Below are 15,151 nucleotides of genomic sequence, written 5' to 3' on the forward strand. Positions count from 1 at the left end.
CTCGGGAATAAATGACAGCTTCTATAAAATAACCGGACAATTTCGAGCCGGTGATATTCGCTATGCGTGCTCCAGCAACGTCACCCCTGCAGAGCCTTGGACCAGAGCTTCAAATGAGTATCCGGTCCGCTATAGGCATCTTGTACGATGGTCGATAGTTGATTTTCAGAGTGCTAACGTTTTAAGAGGAATTTCCCATGGTTGATGGTGACGAAGTAATACGGGTATATGTAGGTGTCGATCGTTCGCAATTGCTCGCCGTTCCTGTTCTTGAATACTCCATCAAACGCCACACGACTGCAAATGTTGAAGTCATTCCGATGTTGGATCTCCCGGTTCCCGAGCCACTGGATCCGCGCAATGGTCAACGTACCGGTTTTTCATTCAGTCGTTTCTGCATTCCAAAGCTTTGTGGCTACAAGGGCAAGGCCATCTACATGGACGCAGACATGTTGGTGTTTCGCGATATTCGTGAGTTGTGGAACATTCCGTTCGACGGTGCGAAAATTATAATCCAGCAAGAAGTCAAGTTTGCCGAAGCGTCGACCGACAAGGTCGGGGCGCCGAAAACTCGCAAGAAACAATGCGCCGTCATGCTGCTTGACTGCGAAAAGCTGGACTGGGAAATTGAAACCATCGTTCAAGAAATGGATGAGGGCAAGTACAATTATGACCAGCTAATGTGGGAGTTGATCATTCTCGAGGAAAAATACGTCAAGTATGGCGTGCCTTTTGAGTGGAACAGCCTCGAGCATTTGGATAAAGACACTCGGTTGATTCATTACACCGACGTTTATACTCAGCCTTGGTCTGCTTGTGCAAATAAAAATGCCTGGCCGTGGTTCGCGGAAGTTCGGTTGATGCTTAAAAATGGGGCGTTGACCGAGGCGGAAATCCAAAAAGAGATCGACCTTGGTTATTTCCGACCTTCATTGATTCGTGATATCAAATATCGTCATCTTATTCCCTCGTTTCTCCATAGTCTTTGGGATAAGAAGAATGCGGCTCGGGACAAGCTTGCCGGCTATGTTCCTCATAAAGCCGTTTACGAAGCCAAGCGGCGCCGTCAGCAGGTTATCAAGGACTACGAAGCCAGGCTCCCAGCCAGCGACTCTAACGGGCAAAAGGCTTCAAACGCATGATTACGTTGCTCAAGGCGCTTTTCAAAAAGCGCCATATCATCGCGCCGAATGAGTTTGATGTCCTCCTCGACGGGAACCCGAAGGGGAGGAATATTCTTATATTCACAGAGCAGGTGAATGCCACGTATTTCATTAGCTTTGATATCCCTCTGCGCGAGATGCATCAGCGAGGAGAGGTCAATGTCGCTGTGGTGTCGCAAAAACTGGTTTCGCAAAAGGGGGCTGGTTGCTGGGAACAGTGGAACGATAGCTTTAAACCTGAGTTGGTCATATTTACTCGATATGGTCAACCGTTTGGTGTGGATATACTCAAGTTCTTTAAAGCACTGAATGTTCCCGTTATCTATCACATTGATGATAACTTGCTTGAACTACCCCCTTCTCTAGGGGCCGAAATTCAGAAACGTCAAGGCGCTAAAGACGTCATTGATGCGCGTCGAAATCTGCTGGCGCAATGTGACCTGATTTATGCGTCGACCCCTCACCTTGCCGAACTGCTCAAAAGTCTGTTTCCGATGCAGCATGTTTTTACTGGAGAATATTTTCCGTACATGGGGCAGCGGGTGACGGTTAATCGACAAGAACGGCAGTACCAGACTATTGGGTATATGGGATCAAAAGGGCACCAGGAAGATCTGAATTTGGTGGTTCCGGTGTTGGAACGATTACTCGAAGAGCGGCCGAAATTGCACTTTGAAGTATTCGGGACGATACAGATGCCCGATCGTCTTTTGCGCTTTGGAGACAGGGTGAAAAGCCATAAAGTCAACAAGTCTTATACTGAGTTTTTATCAGTCCTGGCTGGGTTGAATTGGGATATCGGTCTCGCTCCATTGGTCAATGAGGAGTTCAACCTTTGTAAGGCTCCCACGAAGTTTCTTGAATACACTGCCGCCGGTATTCCCGTGGTGGCTTCGAACATTCCGGTTTACAGCATGATCATTCCTGAAGGTGCTGGGGTCTTGGTAAATGAAGATTGGCACTCAGCGTTGGCACTATATCTTGACTCGACAGACGCTAGAAAGCGGGCTGTTGAAACAGCTCAGTCTTATTGTTCTGAGCACTATTCGCTTCATAAGCTCGAACAACAACTGACCACAATTTTTGATACGGTTAGCGTGTGTTGAGGCCTCATGGGGTCAGGTGTCGAGAAATTGTTGGGGGGCATTTGATGCTGTATTGTATTGAGTTTTTAAAATGTTGTTTTGCAAGGTGTTGTGAAAATGGTTAATCGGACTGTGCAGTGGCTCATCGCTCCGGAAGTAAGCGGTGATGAGCCCCTTTTACTGTTTTCTGCCTGTGACGCGGGTTATCTCGGTTACGCCATCTCTTTGATCAAAAGTGTAGATCTGTATTCTCCAGGTGCTACCTTCTTTTTACACGTCATCAATCCCGGTGCGGACACCGTAAGCCGTATCGGAATGCTGTCTCGCTGTTTGGTGTCGACACGACTCAGCGTATCATTCGAAACCATTGATCTTTCAGCTCTGAATACAGATCAGCAGCGCGCTTATTACGCCAGTGCCCGCTTTCTGCAACTTTCCAATATTCTGTCTGTATTTTCTGTTCCTGTGTTCAGCATTGATGCTGATTCGTTGGTGGTTAATCCGTTTGATTTTGATTTTTCGAACAAAACAGACGCCGACGTCATTATTGTTCGGCGAAACCTGGCCGAGGATCAGCCAGAGCATTTGGCTATTGCTACGGGGTCTATCTGGCTGGCTCCTTCGGAGAGGATTATTCGGTTACTGAGAGAAATCTCCAGCGAAATCGACAAGGGCGTTGTTGAGCGCTCTCTAGAATGGTTCGTCGATCAAAGGTTGTTCTTCAGGCAGATGAACGCATATGCCGATCAGCTCAAGTTTTACAATTTGAAGCGTAAATATGCCGATTGGACATTTTCCACTTCCAGCATTCTCTGGGCCGGCAAAGGCGGTCTCAAACTTTATGACCTGCGTTTTTTTCTGCTTCAGAACCTGCTCTGTGACGATGCGCAAAAACGTAACATTAGCCATCATCTGGCTGAAGAGTTTTTTACTGTAGACAACTCACTGGCCAATGAATGGATTCGTTCACGGATAGCCACGGCAGTGGAAGGGAAGTACCTCCAGAGCCTTGGTAATCGGTCCCTGAACCTGGAAGCCTCCACCCGGAATATTGCCTTTTACATTCCCAGGCTCGACCGTCCTTGGAGGAGGATGCCGGCAACGTCAACCCAGTTTCCTGTGGTCAGTGATGACGTTATCGACCTGCGTTTGCGCTGGAAAGAATTTGCTGTGCGCATGGCTAATGCGCTTGAGCGTGCCGGTCTGACCGTCAACGTTATCGAGTTGCCAGGCTGGGAAATCGATCGTGAAAGAATTGACGCGGACGGCGCTGCTCTCGCGTTTGTTCCCCATCGATGTCACCTGAACTTTTTGGATGGCAAGACTCCGGTGTTGTTTTACATGCAAGAGTTCTTTCGATGGGCTTTTGTTGTCGATGGGCGAGGATGGAGCGCAGCGTCCAGCGTCTATCCCGTTGCACGAGATATTAACTCTGATAAGGCACAAACGTCTTTTGACGAATATCGAGCGCGTCTTGTTGATGGCCGCTTGGCTAGCAAGTTTGCCCAGCAAGCTGCCAAGTCGAAGAGACAGTTGATTGATGAAGGTTTGTTACCATTTGATATCAATGGCCGCTGGTTCCCCCGTCGCACTCTGCGCCCCTATATTTTTTTTCCTCTGCAGGTTCCTACAGATCAATCGATTCAATTGTTCTCCGATTTTTCGGAACAAGTGCTTGTTGAGTCGCTGGTAGAATGGGCGAAGGAAAATGGCGTCACTGTGGTGCTGAAGCCTCATCCCGCAAACATGAAGAGCATGAAGCCTTTCGAGAAAATGGTCGATAACACGAACGTTTTTTACAGCGAAGCCAATGTTCAGGATTTGATCGCGCATGCTACTGCGGTTTATACCATTAACAGTGGCGTGGGTTTTGAGGCGCTGCTGCAAGTCAAGCCAGTTGTTACTTTCGGTCGCGTCGAGTACGACTGTGTTACATTCAACGCGACGCCGACCACTTTGGATGAGGCTTGGGGTTATGTTCAGAGCAGTACCGCAGCTGAGTTGGAAGTAAGATATAAGAATTTTGTAGATTGGTTTCTTGAATGCTATGCGGTGGATATGTCTCAACCGCAAGCGTCAAAGGCCCGGCTAGATGAAATTGCAGCGCAAGTTCTTTCGATAATTTCACCATCTGTTGTGCGCTGAGGATTGATCGTCACTATGATCGCAAGTATTATCAACTCAAGTTTAGCGCTGGCACGTCGCAGTATTGTCATGCAAATAAAGCAGCATGCATTGGGCTATGCCTGGACGCTAATCATCCCGATGCTTTACGCCGCCTGTTATATCTTTGTAAAACGTCAACTGAACGGTGAAGCCACCCATACGGTGGAGGGGAGCTGGGATGTATTGCGCGCCTTTGCCGGGATCACACTGTTTCAGTGCTGGATGCACATGGTTCAGGAAACTTCCGAATTCATTCGACGCAATCGTGGTTTGCTCAAGGGCATGAATGTGGGCCCCGTTCCTTTCGTGCTGGCCGTTGCGTTTGAGGGCATTATCGCGCTGGTTATCAGAGTGGTACTGATTCTGATCGCTGTTCCTGTACTCGGGCTTGCGTTGCCCACGGATATCTCGTCATGGCTGTGGTTTTTCTGCAGTCTGATTGCCTTGTTGATATCCGCTACCATGCTCGGTCTGCTGTTGGCGCCCTGGGCTGTACTGTACGCTGATGTGCGTAAAGGCCTCAGTTCGATCAGCTTACCGATCATTCTGATTTCCCCCATTTTTTATGCGGCCCTTGAGCAAAAAAGTGGCGCGTTGTTTTGGGTGAATGTTTTCAACCCTATTGCCTCTCCTTTGGCGGCCATCTCCCGATCCCTGCGCGGGGAGGAGTCTGTTTATATGCTCCCGATGTTGATCGCGATGGGGGTTTCGCTTCTGGTACTGTGTTGGCTGATCAAGTCCTTGAGTCGTCAGGTGCCAATTCTTCTTGAACGGATGGGTAACTGATGAGTGCTTTGCTTGAAATCGACGGTTTGTGGAAAAAGTACTCCAGGGACCTGAAATCATCCGTCAAATATGCCTCCAAAGACTTGCTGCGGGGAGCGTTGTCGCGAGGCGCAGCGTCCACTGAATTGCGCGACTCCGAGTTTTGGGCTTTGCGGGATATCAATGTCTCGTTGCGCAGAGGCGAAGTACTTGGAGTGTTGGGGCACAACGGCGCGGGAAAGAGCACGTTGCTCAAGTGCATAGCGGGAAAGCTGGTTGCCGACCGCGGTAAGATCTCTCGCAAGGGGGAAATCGGATTCCTGCTCGAAATGAGTGCCGGATTTGTGCCTTCCATGACGGGCAGGGACAACGTATCTGTACGTGGTCAGCTTATGGGGAAGTCCGGCAAAGAGCTCAAACACTACATTAGTGCTGTTCAGGATTTTGCCGGGCTCAATGAGTTTTTCGATTCCCCTGTGCAATTTTACAGCTCGGGGATGAAATCCCGTCTGGGATTTGCTGCCTCAACGGTCATTGAGCCCGACATTCTGATCATCGATGAAGTGCTCGCGGTGGGTGATCTTTCGTTTCGTCTGCAGTGTTATGAGCGAGTCAATGAGCTGGCACGTAATGCTGCGGTGTTATTTGTCTCTCATTCCATCGGACAAGTTGCACGCATGTGCGATCGCGGTTTCTTTCTGGAGAAGGGCCGGGTCATTTTTGATGGCGGCATACAACAAGCCATTTCCATCTACCAGGACAAGTTGGGTGACCAGAGCGAGAAGAAACGCGGTCACGTGTTGAATCCGGAACTGGTGTCATTTGACTTGTTGATTGATGAACGCGTGCTGCCTTCGGGACAGACCATTCCTTATGGCGCGCAAATGGTTCTGGATATCGATGTTTCCAGACTGCCCGCTAATGCTCAGGTCTGTGTATTTTTAAGAGACAGTTCGCAAGGTGTTCTTATGGATTGGAACTCAGCTCGTTGTAACTTGACCTGGCCTGATTCTGCCAGTCGGCTGGTCGCTCAGTTGGGCGGCGCAGAGTTGGCCCCGGGCCCCTATTCCTTGTCTATTCAGGTGATGAGTCCGGATGGCGTCAGTCACCTGTCCTTGTCAGAAAGTGTTGCATTCAGGGTCAGCGGCGAATACTTGAACGCCGTGCCTGTACAGAAGCTTGCTGACTGGCAGTTTGAAGGGAGCCAGGTGTGAACGTGCAGACCGACGATCCAATAGGAATGGCTGGAAATACCGTTTTGACGCCGGTCCGCGTCTTTGTAGCCGCCACTCCGGCGGAATGGCTGCCAATGCGGGTGCTGGAATTCTCGATCCGGGAGCGGTCTTCCCTGCCGGTCGAACTGTCGGCGATTTATAGCCATCAGCGACCAATACCGCAGCCTAAAGGTATGGAAAACCGGGCGCGTACACCGTTTTCGTTTCAGCGGTTCCTTATCCCGGAGTTGTGTCAGTTCAAGGGGCGAGCCATTTACATGGACGCCGACATGCAAGTCTTTGAGGATATTGAAGGGCTTTGGAATCAGCCGTTCGGCGACAATCATCTGTTGACGGTGGCAAGCGGCACCCAGGGGCGCCGTTCGCAATTCAGCGTCATGGTCCTGGACTGTGAGCAGCTGGCCTGGAACATCGAAGACATCGTTGCGGATCTGGACAGCGGGGCACTTGAGTACCGCTCATTGATGTTCGAGATGAGCGTCGCGAAACAGGTTGGCTACTCGGTGCCGGTGACGTGGAACTCTCTGGAGCACTACTCGGCCGGACAGACGTCATTGCTGCATTACACCGACATGAACACTCAGCCATGGGTGTCTCTTGAGAATCCCAATGGCCATGTCTGGATGGCATGCCTTAGAAGAGCCATCGCAAGCGGCTTTATCAGCCGTGCCGAGGTTGCCAGGGAGGTTGCCCAGCATCATGTAAGGCCTACGCTGTTGGCCCAGATCGACGCAGGCATGGATCGTACTTCTGAGTTGAGCGTCACTGCGGTGATTCGTGATCTTGCATTTCAGGCGCCTTATCACAAGTTGGGCAAGAAATGGCTGGGTCGACTCAGAACCCGCACGTTGTATTACGTACGTCTGTGCCGATACATCATTAAAAAATTGTAAGCGGTGCGGGCAGCGTTTTTTTGAAGAGGGCACCTTGTATCGGTGCCCTTTGTGTCGATTTAAATCTTGTTCAGGCAGATGGCCAGAATGAGGCTGATGTTGCCCGCCAGGGTCTGGCGATAAACACCTGATTTTTTCATGAGGCGAAACCTCTTGAAAATAGAGCTTTGACGCCCTTGTTTGAAGTCATTCAATGTCTGCCTATTCACCGGGGTCAGCTCCCCTTCAAGCAACTCAAGAATCTGCACATTCGAATCACTCCAGCGGCTGAAGCGTCCGTCGATCAACTTACCGATACGTATCATGCGTTCTTTGAAGCCGGAGTTGGCACCGATGACATTGCCACCGTGCTGGCGATAGTCCAGCGTCGGCTCTGAATCGTAGATGACGTTTCCACCACAGGCTGTCGTCAAAAGATAGGTAAGCCAGTCGTGCGCAACGATGGTCATGGCGTGTGGAATCTTGTTCAAGAGGTCCCGTGCTGCACCATTGAGGAGCATAGTATTGGCACCGGCGATGCTTTGGATCAGCGCATTCTGGAAGACCGGGGTTCGTTTGAAGTCGGGTGAAAAACCAATGATTTTCCGGTTTTCATCGATCAGGCGAGTGCGGGAGCAGTACAGGGCCGGCAGATGGGTGGGCAACGACTCCAATTGTCGGATGCTTCTTTCCAGCTTGTTATTGAACCAGATATCGTCCTGATCGCTGAATGCGAAAAAGTCTGCTTTTATATTCTCGTTTCTTACCAGCGACATGAAGTTTTCAGCAAAACCGGCGCGTGGACCGCTGAACACTTGTATGCGTTGCGTGTTGATCAGGTCCTGGTAATTTTCCAGCAGTGCAAGGGTTCCATCGGTAGAGCCATCATCAGAAATGTATAGCGTCCATTTTTGATGGGTCTGGGCAATGAAAGAATCAATTTGCTCTTTGAGAAATGTGTATCCGTTAAACGTGCACAGAAGTATCGCTACTTCAGGAGAGGTCGGTGAATTCCTTGAGTTTTCGACGAATAGCTCAGCGTCTGATCTACCGGACAGGGGCGGTTGCTGGTCCATGCGTCCTCGCATCGTGGGTTTAAAAATAGCATTGTCAATGTGTAAAAAAAGACTGATGCCTACTTGACATCATCCCGAGTGATAGAACCGGCATCGGGGATGCGTACAGGACGTGCATTTTATCTGTCTGGAAGGTTTAATCTCTACTCTTTTACGCTCTACTAGCGACTAGAGTGAATGCGCGAAGCGCGCCCGGGCACTTGGCGCCTGCTTCGCTTGTCGAAGGAATTGTTCTGTGACTGTGGTGCAATCCCTGCATGGTTTGGACTAACTGAGATCAAAAATGGAAGGAAGGGGAATGGACAGACTGCGGATATTCCTTTTGGGAATGCCTCGTCAGAGAAAGCGACTGATTCAGGTGATCATGGACGTGTTCCTGGTCTGGATCTCGCTGTGGGGTTCGTTCGTGGTTCGTTTGGGTATAGACGACCTGCTTGAGCCTCTGAGGGCTCACCTGTGGTTGTTTCTCAGCGCGCCGGTGATTGCGATTCCTCTGTTCATTCGGTTTGGCATGTATCGGGCAGTCATGCGCTACTTTGGCAATGATGCGCTGATTGCCATTATCAAGGCGGTCAGCCTTTCTGCGCTCATCCTGGCGGTGGTCGTTTTCTGGTATAGCAACCACCAGGCCGTCGTCCCGCGTTCCATCATCTTCAATTACTGGTGGTTAAGCCTCGTCATCATCGGCGGCCTGCGCCTGTGCATGCGCCAATACTTCATGGGCGACTGGTTCACCGCCGCCCAGCACGTACCGTTCACCAATCGCGAGGATGGTCTGACGAAAGTCGCCATCTATGGTGCGGGCGTCGCAGGTAACCAGCTCGTAGCGGCGCTTCGCATGGGCCGGGTGATGCGCCCAGTGGCCTTTATCGACGACGACCCCAGCATCGCTGATCGCTCTATTTCGGGTTTGCAAGTCTACAAACCCAGACACATCCAACAAATGATCGACGTCACCGGCGCCCAGGAAATCCTCTTGGCCCTGCCGTCATCTACCCGAGCACGACGCCGGGAAATTCTCAATCTGCTGGAGGCTTACCCCCTTCACGTGCGAAGTGTTCCGAACTTCACCGATCTGGCCAGCGGTCGGGTCAAGGTTGAAGACATTCAGGAAGTGGATATTGCCGATTTGCTGGGCCGGGATGCCGTGCCAGCCCAGGCCGATTTGCTCGAGCGCTGTATCAAAGGCAAGACAGTGATGGTCACTGGCGCTGGCGGATCGATCGGTTCGGAGCTGTGCCGGCAGATTTTCTCCCTTGGCCCGACCACGCTTATTCTGTTCGAACACGGCGAGTTCAACCTCTACAGCATCCTGTCGGAACTGGAGCAGCGCGGCTGCCGTGATTCGGTGTCGGTCAAGTTGCTGCCCATCCTCGGCTCCATCCGTCACCCGCACAAACTGCTCGATGTGATGAAGACCTGGCGCGTGGATACCGTTTATCACGCGGCCGCTTATAAACATGTGCCAATGGTCGAGCACAATATCGCTGAAGGCGTGCTCAACAATGTCATGGGTACCTTGAACACCGCTCAGGCTGCCTTGCAGTCGGGTGTGGCCAACTTCGTGCTGATCTCCACCGACAAGGCCGTACGCCCGACCAACATCATGGGCAGCACCAAGCGTCTGGCGGAGTTGACCCTTCAGGCCCTCAGTCGTGAAATCGCCCCGGTACTGTTCGGCGACAAGGCTAACGTATCCAGGGTCAACAAAACCCGTTTCACGATGGTCCGCTTTGGCAACGTGTTGGGATCGTCCGGTTCGGTGATCCCGTTGTTCCACAGCCAGATCAAGTCCGGTGGGCCATTGACGGTCACGCACCCGAAAATCACCCGCTACTTCATGACCATTCCCGAAGCCGCGCAGCTGGTGATCCAGGCCGGTTCCATGGGGCAGGGCGGCGACGTGTTCGTGCTGGACATGGGCGAACCGGTGAAGATTGTCGAACTGGCGGAGAAGATGATTCACTTGTCTGGCTTGAGCATCCGCTCCGAGCGAAATCCCCAAGGCGATATTTCGATCGAGTTTACGGGCCTGCGTCCGGGAGAGAAGCTCTACGAAGAGTTACTGATCGGCGATAACGTTGCTGCGACGCCACATCCGATGATCATGACCGCCAACGAAGACCATTTGCCCTGGGACGTGCTCAAGGGCCGTTTGACTGAGCTGTTATTGGCTGTCGAGGAGGATGATTACTCCCGCGTGCGCCAGCTCCTGCGCGAAACAGTCAGCGGCTACACCCCCGACGGTGAGATCGTCGACTGGATCCACCAGCAACGTCGCCTCGAGCCCTGATTGTTTCACATCCTGTAACGGACACATTTTTGACAGCTCCATCACATCGCCTAAGTTTGGGAGGCAGCTTCGGAAAAGCTGCTTCTTCCAATTGATGTCATGGAGCTTCATTTATGCGTACTGGCTATTTCTACTCTCTGGTTTTTGCCCTGCTCACCAGCGCCTCCATTGCGGCCATCGCTGCGCCGACGGCTGCGCCAGAGGCTGCCAAGGCCCCCTTGATGCTGGACGTTGCCGCCAAGGCTCAAACCGCCAAGGTCGATCTCAATGGGGCCGATGCGTCGACCCTGCAACGTGAGTTGTCCGGGATCGGTGAGGCGAAGGCCAAGGCGATTGTTGCTTATCGTGAGAGTAATGGGCCATTTTCGTCTGTCGACGAATTGCTGGAAGTGAAAGGGATCGGCAAAGCCATTCTGGACAAGAATCGCGAGAGGCTGGAAGTGAACTAAGCTTGTAGATCCACACCAAGAGGCCGGTCATTGACCGGCCTTTTTGCATAGTGTCGTTGGGGGGATCCGGCGCCTTTCATCGGGAGGCAAAAAATTACGGCTATCATATGGCTCTTGAATTATGCCTATAATAAATTCGTCATTCGCTGAAGCGCCCTGACACTCGGCGCTCGCCTTCCTAAAGCATCCTCCCAGGAGCACTGTCATGAATGCTGTCCAGACCCAAGGTACGGCCCTTGTTACCGGCGCTTCTTCCGGCATCGGTGCGGTTTATGCGCAGCGCTTGGCGGCGCGTGGTTTTGATTTATTGCTGGTCGCCCGTGATCAGGAACGGCTGGAGGCTGCCGCGAGCAAATTGCGCGCGGAGCATGGTGTTCAGGTCGAGGTGCTCAAGGCGGATCTGACGCAAAAGGATGATGTGCTGAAGCTTGAGCAGCGTCTTCGCAGTGATTCGAGCATCAGCCTGTTGCTGAACAACGCCGGTATCGCGGCGGATGGTTTGCTCGCCAACGCCGACATGGATCAACTGGAGCGCCTGATTCAGCTGAACGTCACCACGGTGACGCGGCTGGCTTCGGCGGCGGCAGCCAGTTTTGCCAAGGCGGGTCGCGGGACGATCATCAATATTGCGTCGGTGGTGGCGTTGTTTCCTGAGCGATTCAATGCGACGTACAGCGCGAGCAAGGCTTATGTGTTGAGCCTGACTCAGTCGTTGAGCGCTGAGCTTGCGGGCACCGGGGTTCAGGTTCAAGCGGTGTTGCCGGGCGTAACACGCACCGAGATCTGGGAGCGTTCCGGTATCGATGCGTCCCAGATTCCGGCGGAGATGGTCATGGACGCGGGGGAGATGGTCGATGCGGCGTTGTCGGGGCTGGATCAGGGTGAGTTGATCACCATTCCTTCCTTGCCGAATCTCTCTGAGTGGGAGTCCTATGTAGCGGCGCGTCATGCGATGGCGCCGAATCTGTCCAGAAGCACGGCCGCAACGCGCTACAAGTGAGGCACCATGAATCGGCTTGAGGTATTTGCGTTATGAGTAATCGTCGAGTGGTGGTCACGGGCATGGGCCTGGTGTCGCCGTTGGGTAGTGGCGTCGAAGCGGTTTGGGCGCGTCTGTTGGCCGGGCGCTCCGGGTTGCGGGCGTTGCCGGACGAGGTGGTTGCCGATCTGTCGACCAAGGTCGGTGGCGCGGTGCAAACCCTGGCGGAAGATCCCGAGGCGGGTTTTGACCCGGATCGGGCGACGCCGCCCAAAGAACAGAAGAAGATGGACCGCTTCATTATGTTTGCCATGGAGGCGGCGCGTCAGGCGCTGGAGCAGGCCGGTTGGCAAGCGCTGGATGCCAATGCCCAGGAGCGCACGGCCACCATCATCGGCTCGGGCGTGGGTGGTTTCGGCGCGATTGCCGACGCGGTGCGCACCACTGACAGCCGTGGCCCGCGACGTTTGTCGCCGTTCACCATCCCTTCGTTTCTGGTCAACCTCGCGGCGGGGCATGTGTCGATCCAGCACGGTTTCAAAGGCCCGTTGGGGGCTCCGGTAACGGCGTGCGCGGCCGGGGTTCAGGCGATTGGCGACGCGGCGCGGCTGATTCGATGTGGCGAGGCGGACATTGCAGTATGTGGCGGCGCGGAGGCGGCGATCGATCGTGTCAGCCTCGCCGGGTTTGCGGCGGCTCGAGCCTTGTCCAGCGGTTACAACGACACACCGGAGCGCGCCTCGCGGCCGTTCGACAGTGGCCGCGATGGCTTTGTGATGGGCGAGGGCTCGGGCCTTCTGGTGATCGAATCCCTGGAGCATGCCCTGGCGCGGGGGGCTCAGCCATTGGCCGAGCTGGTCGGTTACGGCACCAGCGCCGATGCCTATCACCTGACCGCGGGGCCGGAGGATGGCAGTGGCGCGCGTCGGGCGATGTCGCTGGCGTTGGCCCAGGCGGGCATTTCGCCGGCGCAGGTGCAGCATCTCAACGCTCACGCGACCTCGACTCCGGTCGGGGATTTGGGGGAATTGGCGGCCATCAAGTCGTTGTTCGGCTCGGACAATAAGATAGCCGTGACATCGACCAAGTCCGCGACTGGGCATTTGCTCGGCGCCGCTGGCGGGATCGAGGCGATCTTTACCCTGTTGGCGATCCGCGATCAGGTTGCGCCGGCGACGCTCAATTTCGATAACCCGGATCCGGCGGCGCAAGGGGTGGACATCGTTCACGGTCAGGCACGGCCGATGGCCATCGAGTACGCCTTGTCCAACGGCTTCGGATTTGGCGGCGTGAACGCCAGTGTGTTGTTCAAACGCTGGCAGGGTTAGTTCACGACAGGTGATGGCACGAATAGTGATTACTCATTCGCTGACGATTGTTGAACAATCACGAGGCATTGAGTATGAGCAGCGGACTCTCCCTGGCCGACCACATCACATTGGAGTTACGCGCTGACATCATCGGCGGTCGTTTGCTGCCTGGCATGGCGTTGGTGGAAAACGATCTGGTGTCGGCTTACAACGCCTCGCGAAATACGATTCGCGAGGCGTTGCACCGTCTGGGCCAGGAAGGGCTGACCCGTTACGTCCGCAACAAGGGCGTGATGGTGCGCAGGCTAGGGGTCGATGATGTGCGCGATCTGTTCAAGGTCCGTCGCACTCTGGAACTGCAAGCCATCAGCGCCAGTCAGCCACTGCGTGATGATCAATCCGACCGGATGCTCGAAGCCCTGGAGGCCGCCGAGCTGGCCCGGGAGCGTGAGGACTGGCGCGCCGTCGGCACCTACAGCCTGGCGTTTCATCAACACATCGTCGGGTTGCTGCGCAGCCCGTTGTTCGATGAGTTCTTCACCAACGTCGTTGCGCAATTGCGCCTGGTGTTTTGCACCGCTCCCGATGAATCACGTTTTCAAGCGCCCTGGCTGGCTCGCGACCGGCAAATACATGAGTTGCTGGCCGACGGCGATAAGCGCGCGGCCGGGGATGCCATGAGCCTGTATCTCGATGACTCCGAACACCTCCTATTGCAGATGCTTGCCCCTTCTTCCCATCACTGATCGAGGATTTGTGCCATGTACAAAGACTATCCGGCGGCCTACCAAGTCAGCAAAGGCTCGGCCTTGCAGGTGGACACAGCCTTCTACGAAAGGATCCGCGACAAAACAGAGGGGCGCACGCTGATTGAGCAGTTTGAAGTGCCGATCCGCACCGGCCGCGCCTGGAATGTGCCGGCGGGGCATGTGTTCAGGGTCACGACCCCTGTCGGCCCGCAAGTCGGAGACTTCAATGTCTGGAATGCCCACGACCCGCGCGAACGCTTGTGGGCCGCGCGGACCCGGCAGTTGCAAGGGGCGCATGTCAGCACCCATGACCGGCTCTGGTCGAACCTGCCCTTTTTACGACCGCTGGTGACCATTACCGACGACAGCCTGGCGGGTTACGGCATCGACGAACATGGCGGGCGTTTGCACGATTTGCTGGGGACGCGCTGCGATCCCTATGTGAACAAAATGCTCACGGGCGAGGATTTCCATCATCACTGCCACTCCAATCTGACTCGCGCAGTGTTGCCCCATGGCCTGACCGAGTTCGACGTGCATGATGTGCTGAACATTTTTCAGTGCACCGGCCTGAATCACGACGACATGTACTTCATGAAAGCCTGCCCGGCACAGAAGGGCGATTACCTGGAGTTCTTTGCCGAGATTGATTTGCTGTGCGCGCTCTCGACTTGCCCGGGTGGCGATTTGTCACTGGCCATGTGGGGACCGGATGCACAGGACCCGCTGAGCGTGTGTCGCCCGCTGGGGGTGGAGATTTATCGGTTGGAGGATTCGTTGCTTGAGGGCTGGAGCCAGCCGGAGCGTGCGGCTTACAAAGGGTTGCATGGCTTGCACATTGCCAAGGCCGATTGGGAAAAATAAGAGCTAATAGCAAGAGCAAAAAGATCGCAGCCTTCGGCAGCTCTTATCAAACAAAAAATAACGCATTGTTTTTGCTCTGAAATTTATCCAACCATCACCAACTGCATCCCCAGCTTGCGCGCCTTGCGTTCCAAGGCGCGCCGTT

Annotated in this window: 13 protein-coding genes; 12 read left to right on the forward strand and 1 reads right to left on the reverse strand. The window is 54.0% G+C overall.

The features are described from left to right. The first annotated feature begins 197 nt into the window (after positions 1-197). The 6 genes from AACY49_RS23445 to AACY49_RS23470 all read left to right on the forward strand — a co-directional run bounded on the left by AACY49_RS23445 (position 198) and on the right by AACY49_RS23470 (position 7,307). Positions 198-1,142 (forward strand): glycosyltransferase, encoded by a 945-nt coding sequence (locus AACY49_RS23445; protein ID WP_258699705.1) that lies wholly within the window; start codon positions 198-200, stop codon positions 1,140-1,142. Continuing rightward, complete coding sequence (locus AACY49_RS23450; protein WP_339526736.1) at positions 1,139-2,269, forward strand: glycosyltransferase; 1,131 nt, start codon at positions 1,139-1,141, stop codon at positions 2,267-2,269. The genes AACY49_RS23445 and AACY49_RS23450 overlap by 4 nt, the downstream gene beginning before the upstream one ends. Positions 2,270-2,365: 96 nt before the next feature. Beyond that, complete coding sequence (locus AACY49_RS23455; RefSeq protein ID WP_339526738.1) at positions 2,366-4,393, forward strand: capsular polysaccharide export protein, LipB/KpsS family; 2,028 nt, start codon at positions 2,366-2,368, stop codon at positions 4,391-4,393. Between the two features lie 15 nt (positions 4,394-4,408). Beyond that, complete coding sequence (locus tag AACY49_RS23460) at positions 4,409-5,200, forward strand: ABC transporter permease (protein ID WP_339526740.1); 792 nt, start codon at positions 4,409-4,411, stop codon at positions 5,198-5,200. Continuing rightward, positions 5,200-6,393 (forward strand): ABC transporter ATP-binding protein, encoded by a 1,194-nt coding sequence (locus AACY49_RS23465; RefSeq protein WP_339526742.1) that lies wholly within the window; start codon positions 5,200-5,202, stop codon positions 6,391-6,393. The genes AACY49_RS23460 and AACY49_RS23465 overlap by 1 nt, the downstream gene beginning before the upstream one ends. Further along, a complete protein-coding gene (locus AACY49_RS23470) occupies positions 6,390-7,307 on the forward strand; it encodes a glycosyltransferase (protein ID WP_339526744.1) in 918 nt (305 codons plus the stop codon). The genes AACY49_RS23465 and AACY49_RS23470 overlap by 4 nt, the downstream gene beginning before the upstream one ends. Before the next feature lie 59 nt (positions 7,308-7,366). Here AACY49_RS23470 and AACY49_RS23475 read toward each other — a convergent pair whose 3' ends face one another. Then, on the reverse strand, positions 7,367-8,362 hold the full coding sequence (locus AACY49_RS23475; RefSeq protein ID WP_339526745.1) for a glycosyltransferase family 2 protein: 996 nt from the start codon (positions 8,360-8,362) through the stop codon (positions 7,367-7,369). A gap of 298 nt (positions 8,363-8,660) precedes the next feature. On the opposite strand from AACY49_RS23475, the gene AACY49_RS23480 reads away from it, so the two are divergent. The 6 genes from AACY49_RS23480 (at position 8,661) to AACY49_RS23505 (ending at position 15,006) form a co-directional block, all read left to right on the forward strand. Continuing rightward, positions 8,661-10,655 carry a polysaccharide biosynthesis protein gene (locus AACY49_RS23480; protein ID WP_258699709.1) on the forward strand — a complete coding sequence of 665 codons (1,995 nt, stop codon included), beginning with the start codon at positions 8,661-8,663 and terminating at the stop codon, positions 10,653-10,655. 113 nt (positions 10,656-10,768) lie between these two features. After that, a complete protein-coding gene (locus tag AACY49_RS23485) occupies positions 10,769-11,104 on the forward strand; it encodes a ComEA family DNA-binding protein (RefSeq protein ID WP_258699710.1) in 336 nt (111 codons plus the stop codon). Between the two features lie 205 nt (positions 11,105-11,309). Then, positions 11,310-12,104, forward strand: coding sequence for an SDR family NAD(P)-dependent oxidoreductase (locus AACY49_RS23490; protein WP_339526748.1), 795 nt, complete (start codon positions 11,310-11,312; stop codon positions 12,102-12,104). A 32-nt stretch (positions 12,105-12,136) separates the two neighbouring features. Then, positions 12,137-13,411 carry a beta-ketoacyl-ACP synthase II gene (gene fabF / locus AACY49_RS23495; RefSeq protein WP_339526750.1) on the forward strand — a complete coding sequence of 425 codons (1,275 nt, stop codon included), beginning with the start codon at positions 12,137-12,139 and terminating at the stop codon, positions 13,409-13,411. A gap of 74 nt (positions 13,412-13,485) precedes the next feature. Beyond that, the gene (locus AACY49_RS23500) at positions 13,486-14,139 is read left to right on the forward strand and encodes a GntR family transcriptional regulator (protein WP_339526752.1); all 654 of its coding nucleotides are present in this window, start codon (positions 13,486-13,488) and stop codon (positions 14,137-14,139) included. 15 nt (positions 14,140-14,154) lie between these two features. After that, entirely contained in the window at positions 14,155-15,006 is an 852-nt protein-coding gene (locus tag AACY49_RS23505) for an urea carboxylase-associated family protein (RefSeq protein WP_339526754.1), read from the forward strand. The last annotated feature ends 145 nt before the right edge of the window (positions 15,007-15,151 follow it).

It is taken from the genome of Pseudomonas sp. EL_65y_Pfl2_R96 (assembly GCF_963970905.1).
Lineage (GTDB): Bacteria > Pseudomonadota > Gammaproteobacteria > Pseudomonadales > Pseudomonadaceae > Aquipseudomonas.

Excerpts from the sequence above, each read along its gene's own strand:
- AACY49_RS23445 (WP_258699705.1), top strand. The coding sequence starts at position 198 with ATGGTTGATGGTGACGAAGTAATACGGGTATATGTAGGTGTCGATCGT.
- AACY49_RS23450 (WP_339526736.1), top strand. The coding sequence starts at position 1,139 with ATGATTACGTTGCTCAAGGCGCTTTTCAAAAAGCGCCATATCATCGCG.
- AACY49_RS23455 (WP_339526738.1), top strand. The coding sequence starts at position 2,366 with ATGGTTAATCGGACTGTGCAGTGGCTCATCGCTCCGGAAGTAAGCGGT.
- AACY49_RS23460 (WP_339526740.1), top strand. The coding sequence starts at position 4,409 with ATGATCGCAAGTATTATCAACTCAAGTTTAGCGCTGGCACGTCGCAGT.
- AACY49_RS23465 (WP_339526742.1), top strand. The coding sequence starts at position 5,200 with ATGAGTGCTTTGCTTGAAATCGACGGTTTGTGGAAAAAGTACTCCAGG.
- AACY49_RS23475 (WP_339526745.1), bottom strand. The coding sequence starts at position 8,362 with ATGGACCAGCAACCGCCCCTGTCCGGTAGATCAGACGCTGAGCTATTC.
- AACY49_RS23480 (WP_258699709.1), top strand. The coding sequence starts at position 8,661 with ATGGACAGACTGCGGATATTCCTTTTGGGAATGCCTCGTCAGAGAAAG.
- AACY49_RS23485 (WP_258699710.1), top strand. The coding sequence starts at position 10,769 with ATGCGTACTGGCTATTTCTACTCTCTGGTTTTTGCCCTGCTCACCAGC.
- AACY49_RS23490 (WP_339526748.1), top strand. The coding sequence starts at position 11,310 with ATGAATGCTGTCCAGACCCAAGGTACGGCCCTTGTTACCGGCGCTTCT.
- fabF (WP_339526750.1), top strand. The coding sequence starts at position 12,137 with ATGAGTAATCGTCGAGTGGTGGTCACGGGCATGGGCCTGGTGTCGCCG.
- AACY49_RS23500 (WP_339526752.1), top strand. The coding sequence starts at position 13,486 with ATGAGCAGCGGACTCTCCCTGGCCGACCACATCACATTGGAGTTACGC.
- AACY49_RS23505 (WP_339526754.1), top strand. The coding sequence starts at position 14,155 with ATGTACAAAGACTATCCGGCGGCCTACCAAGTCAGCAAAGGCTCGGCC.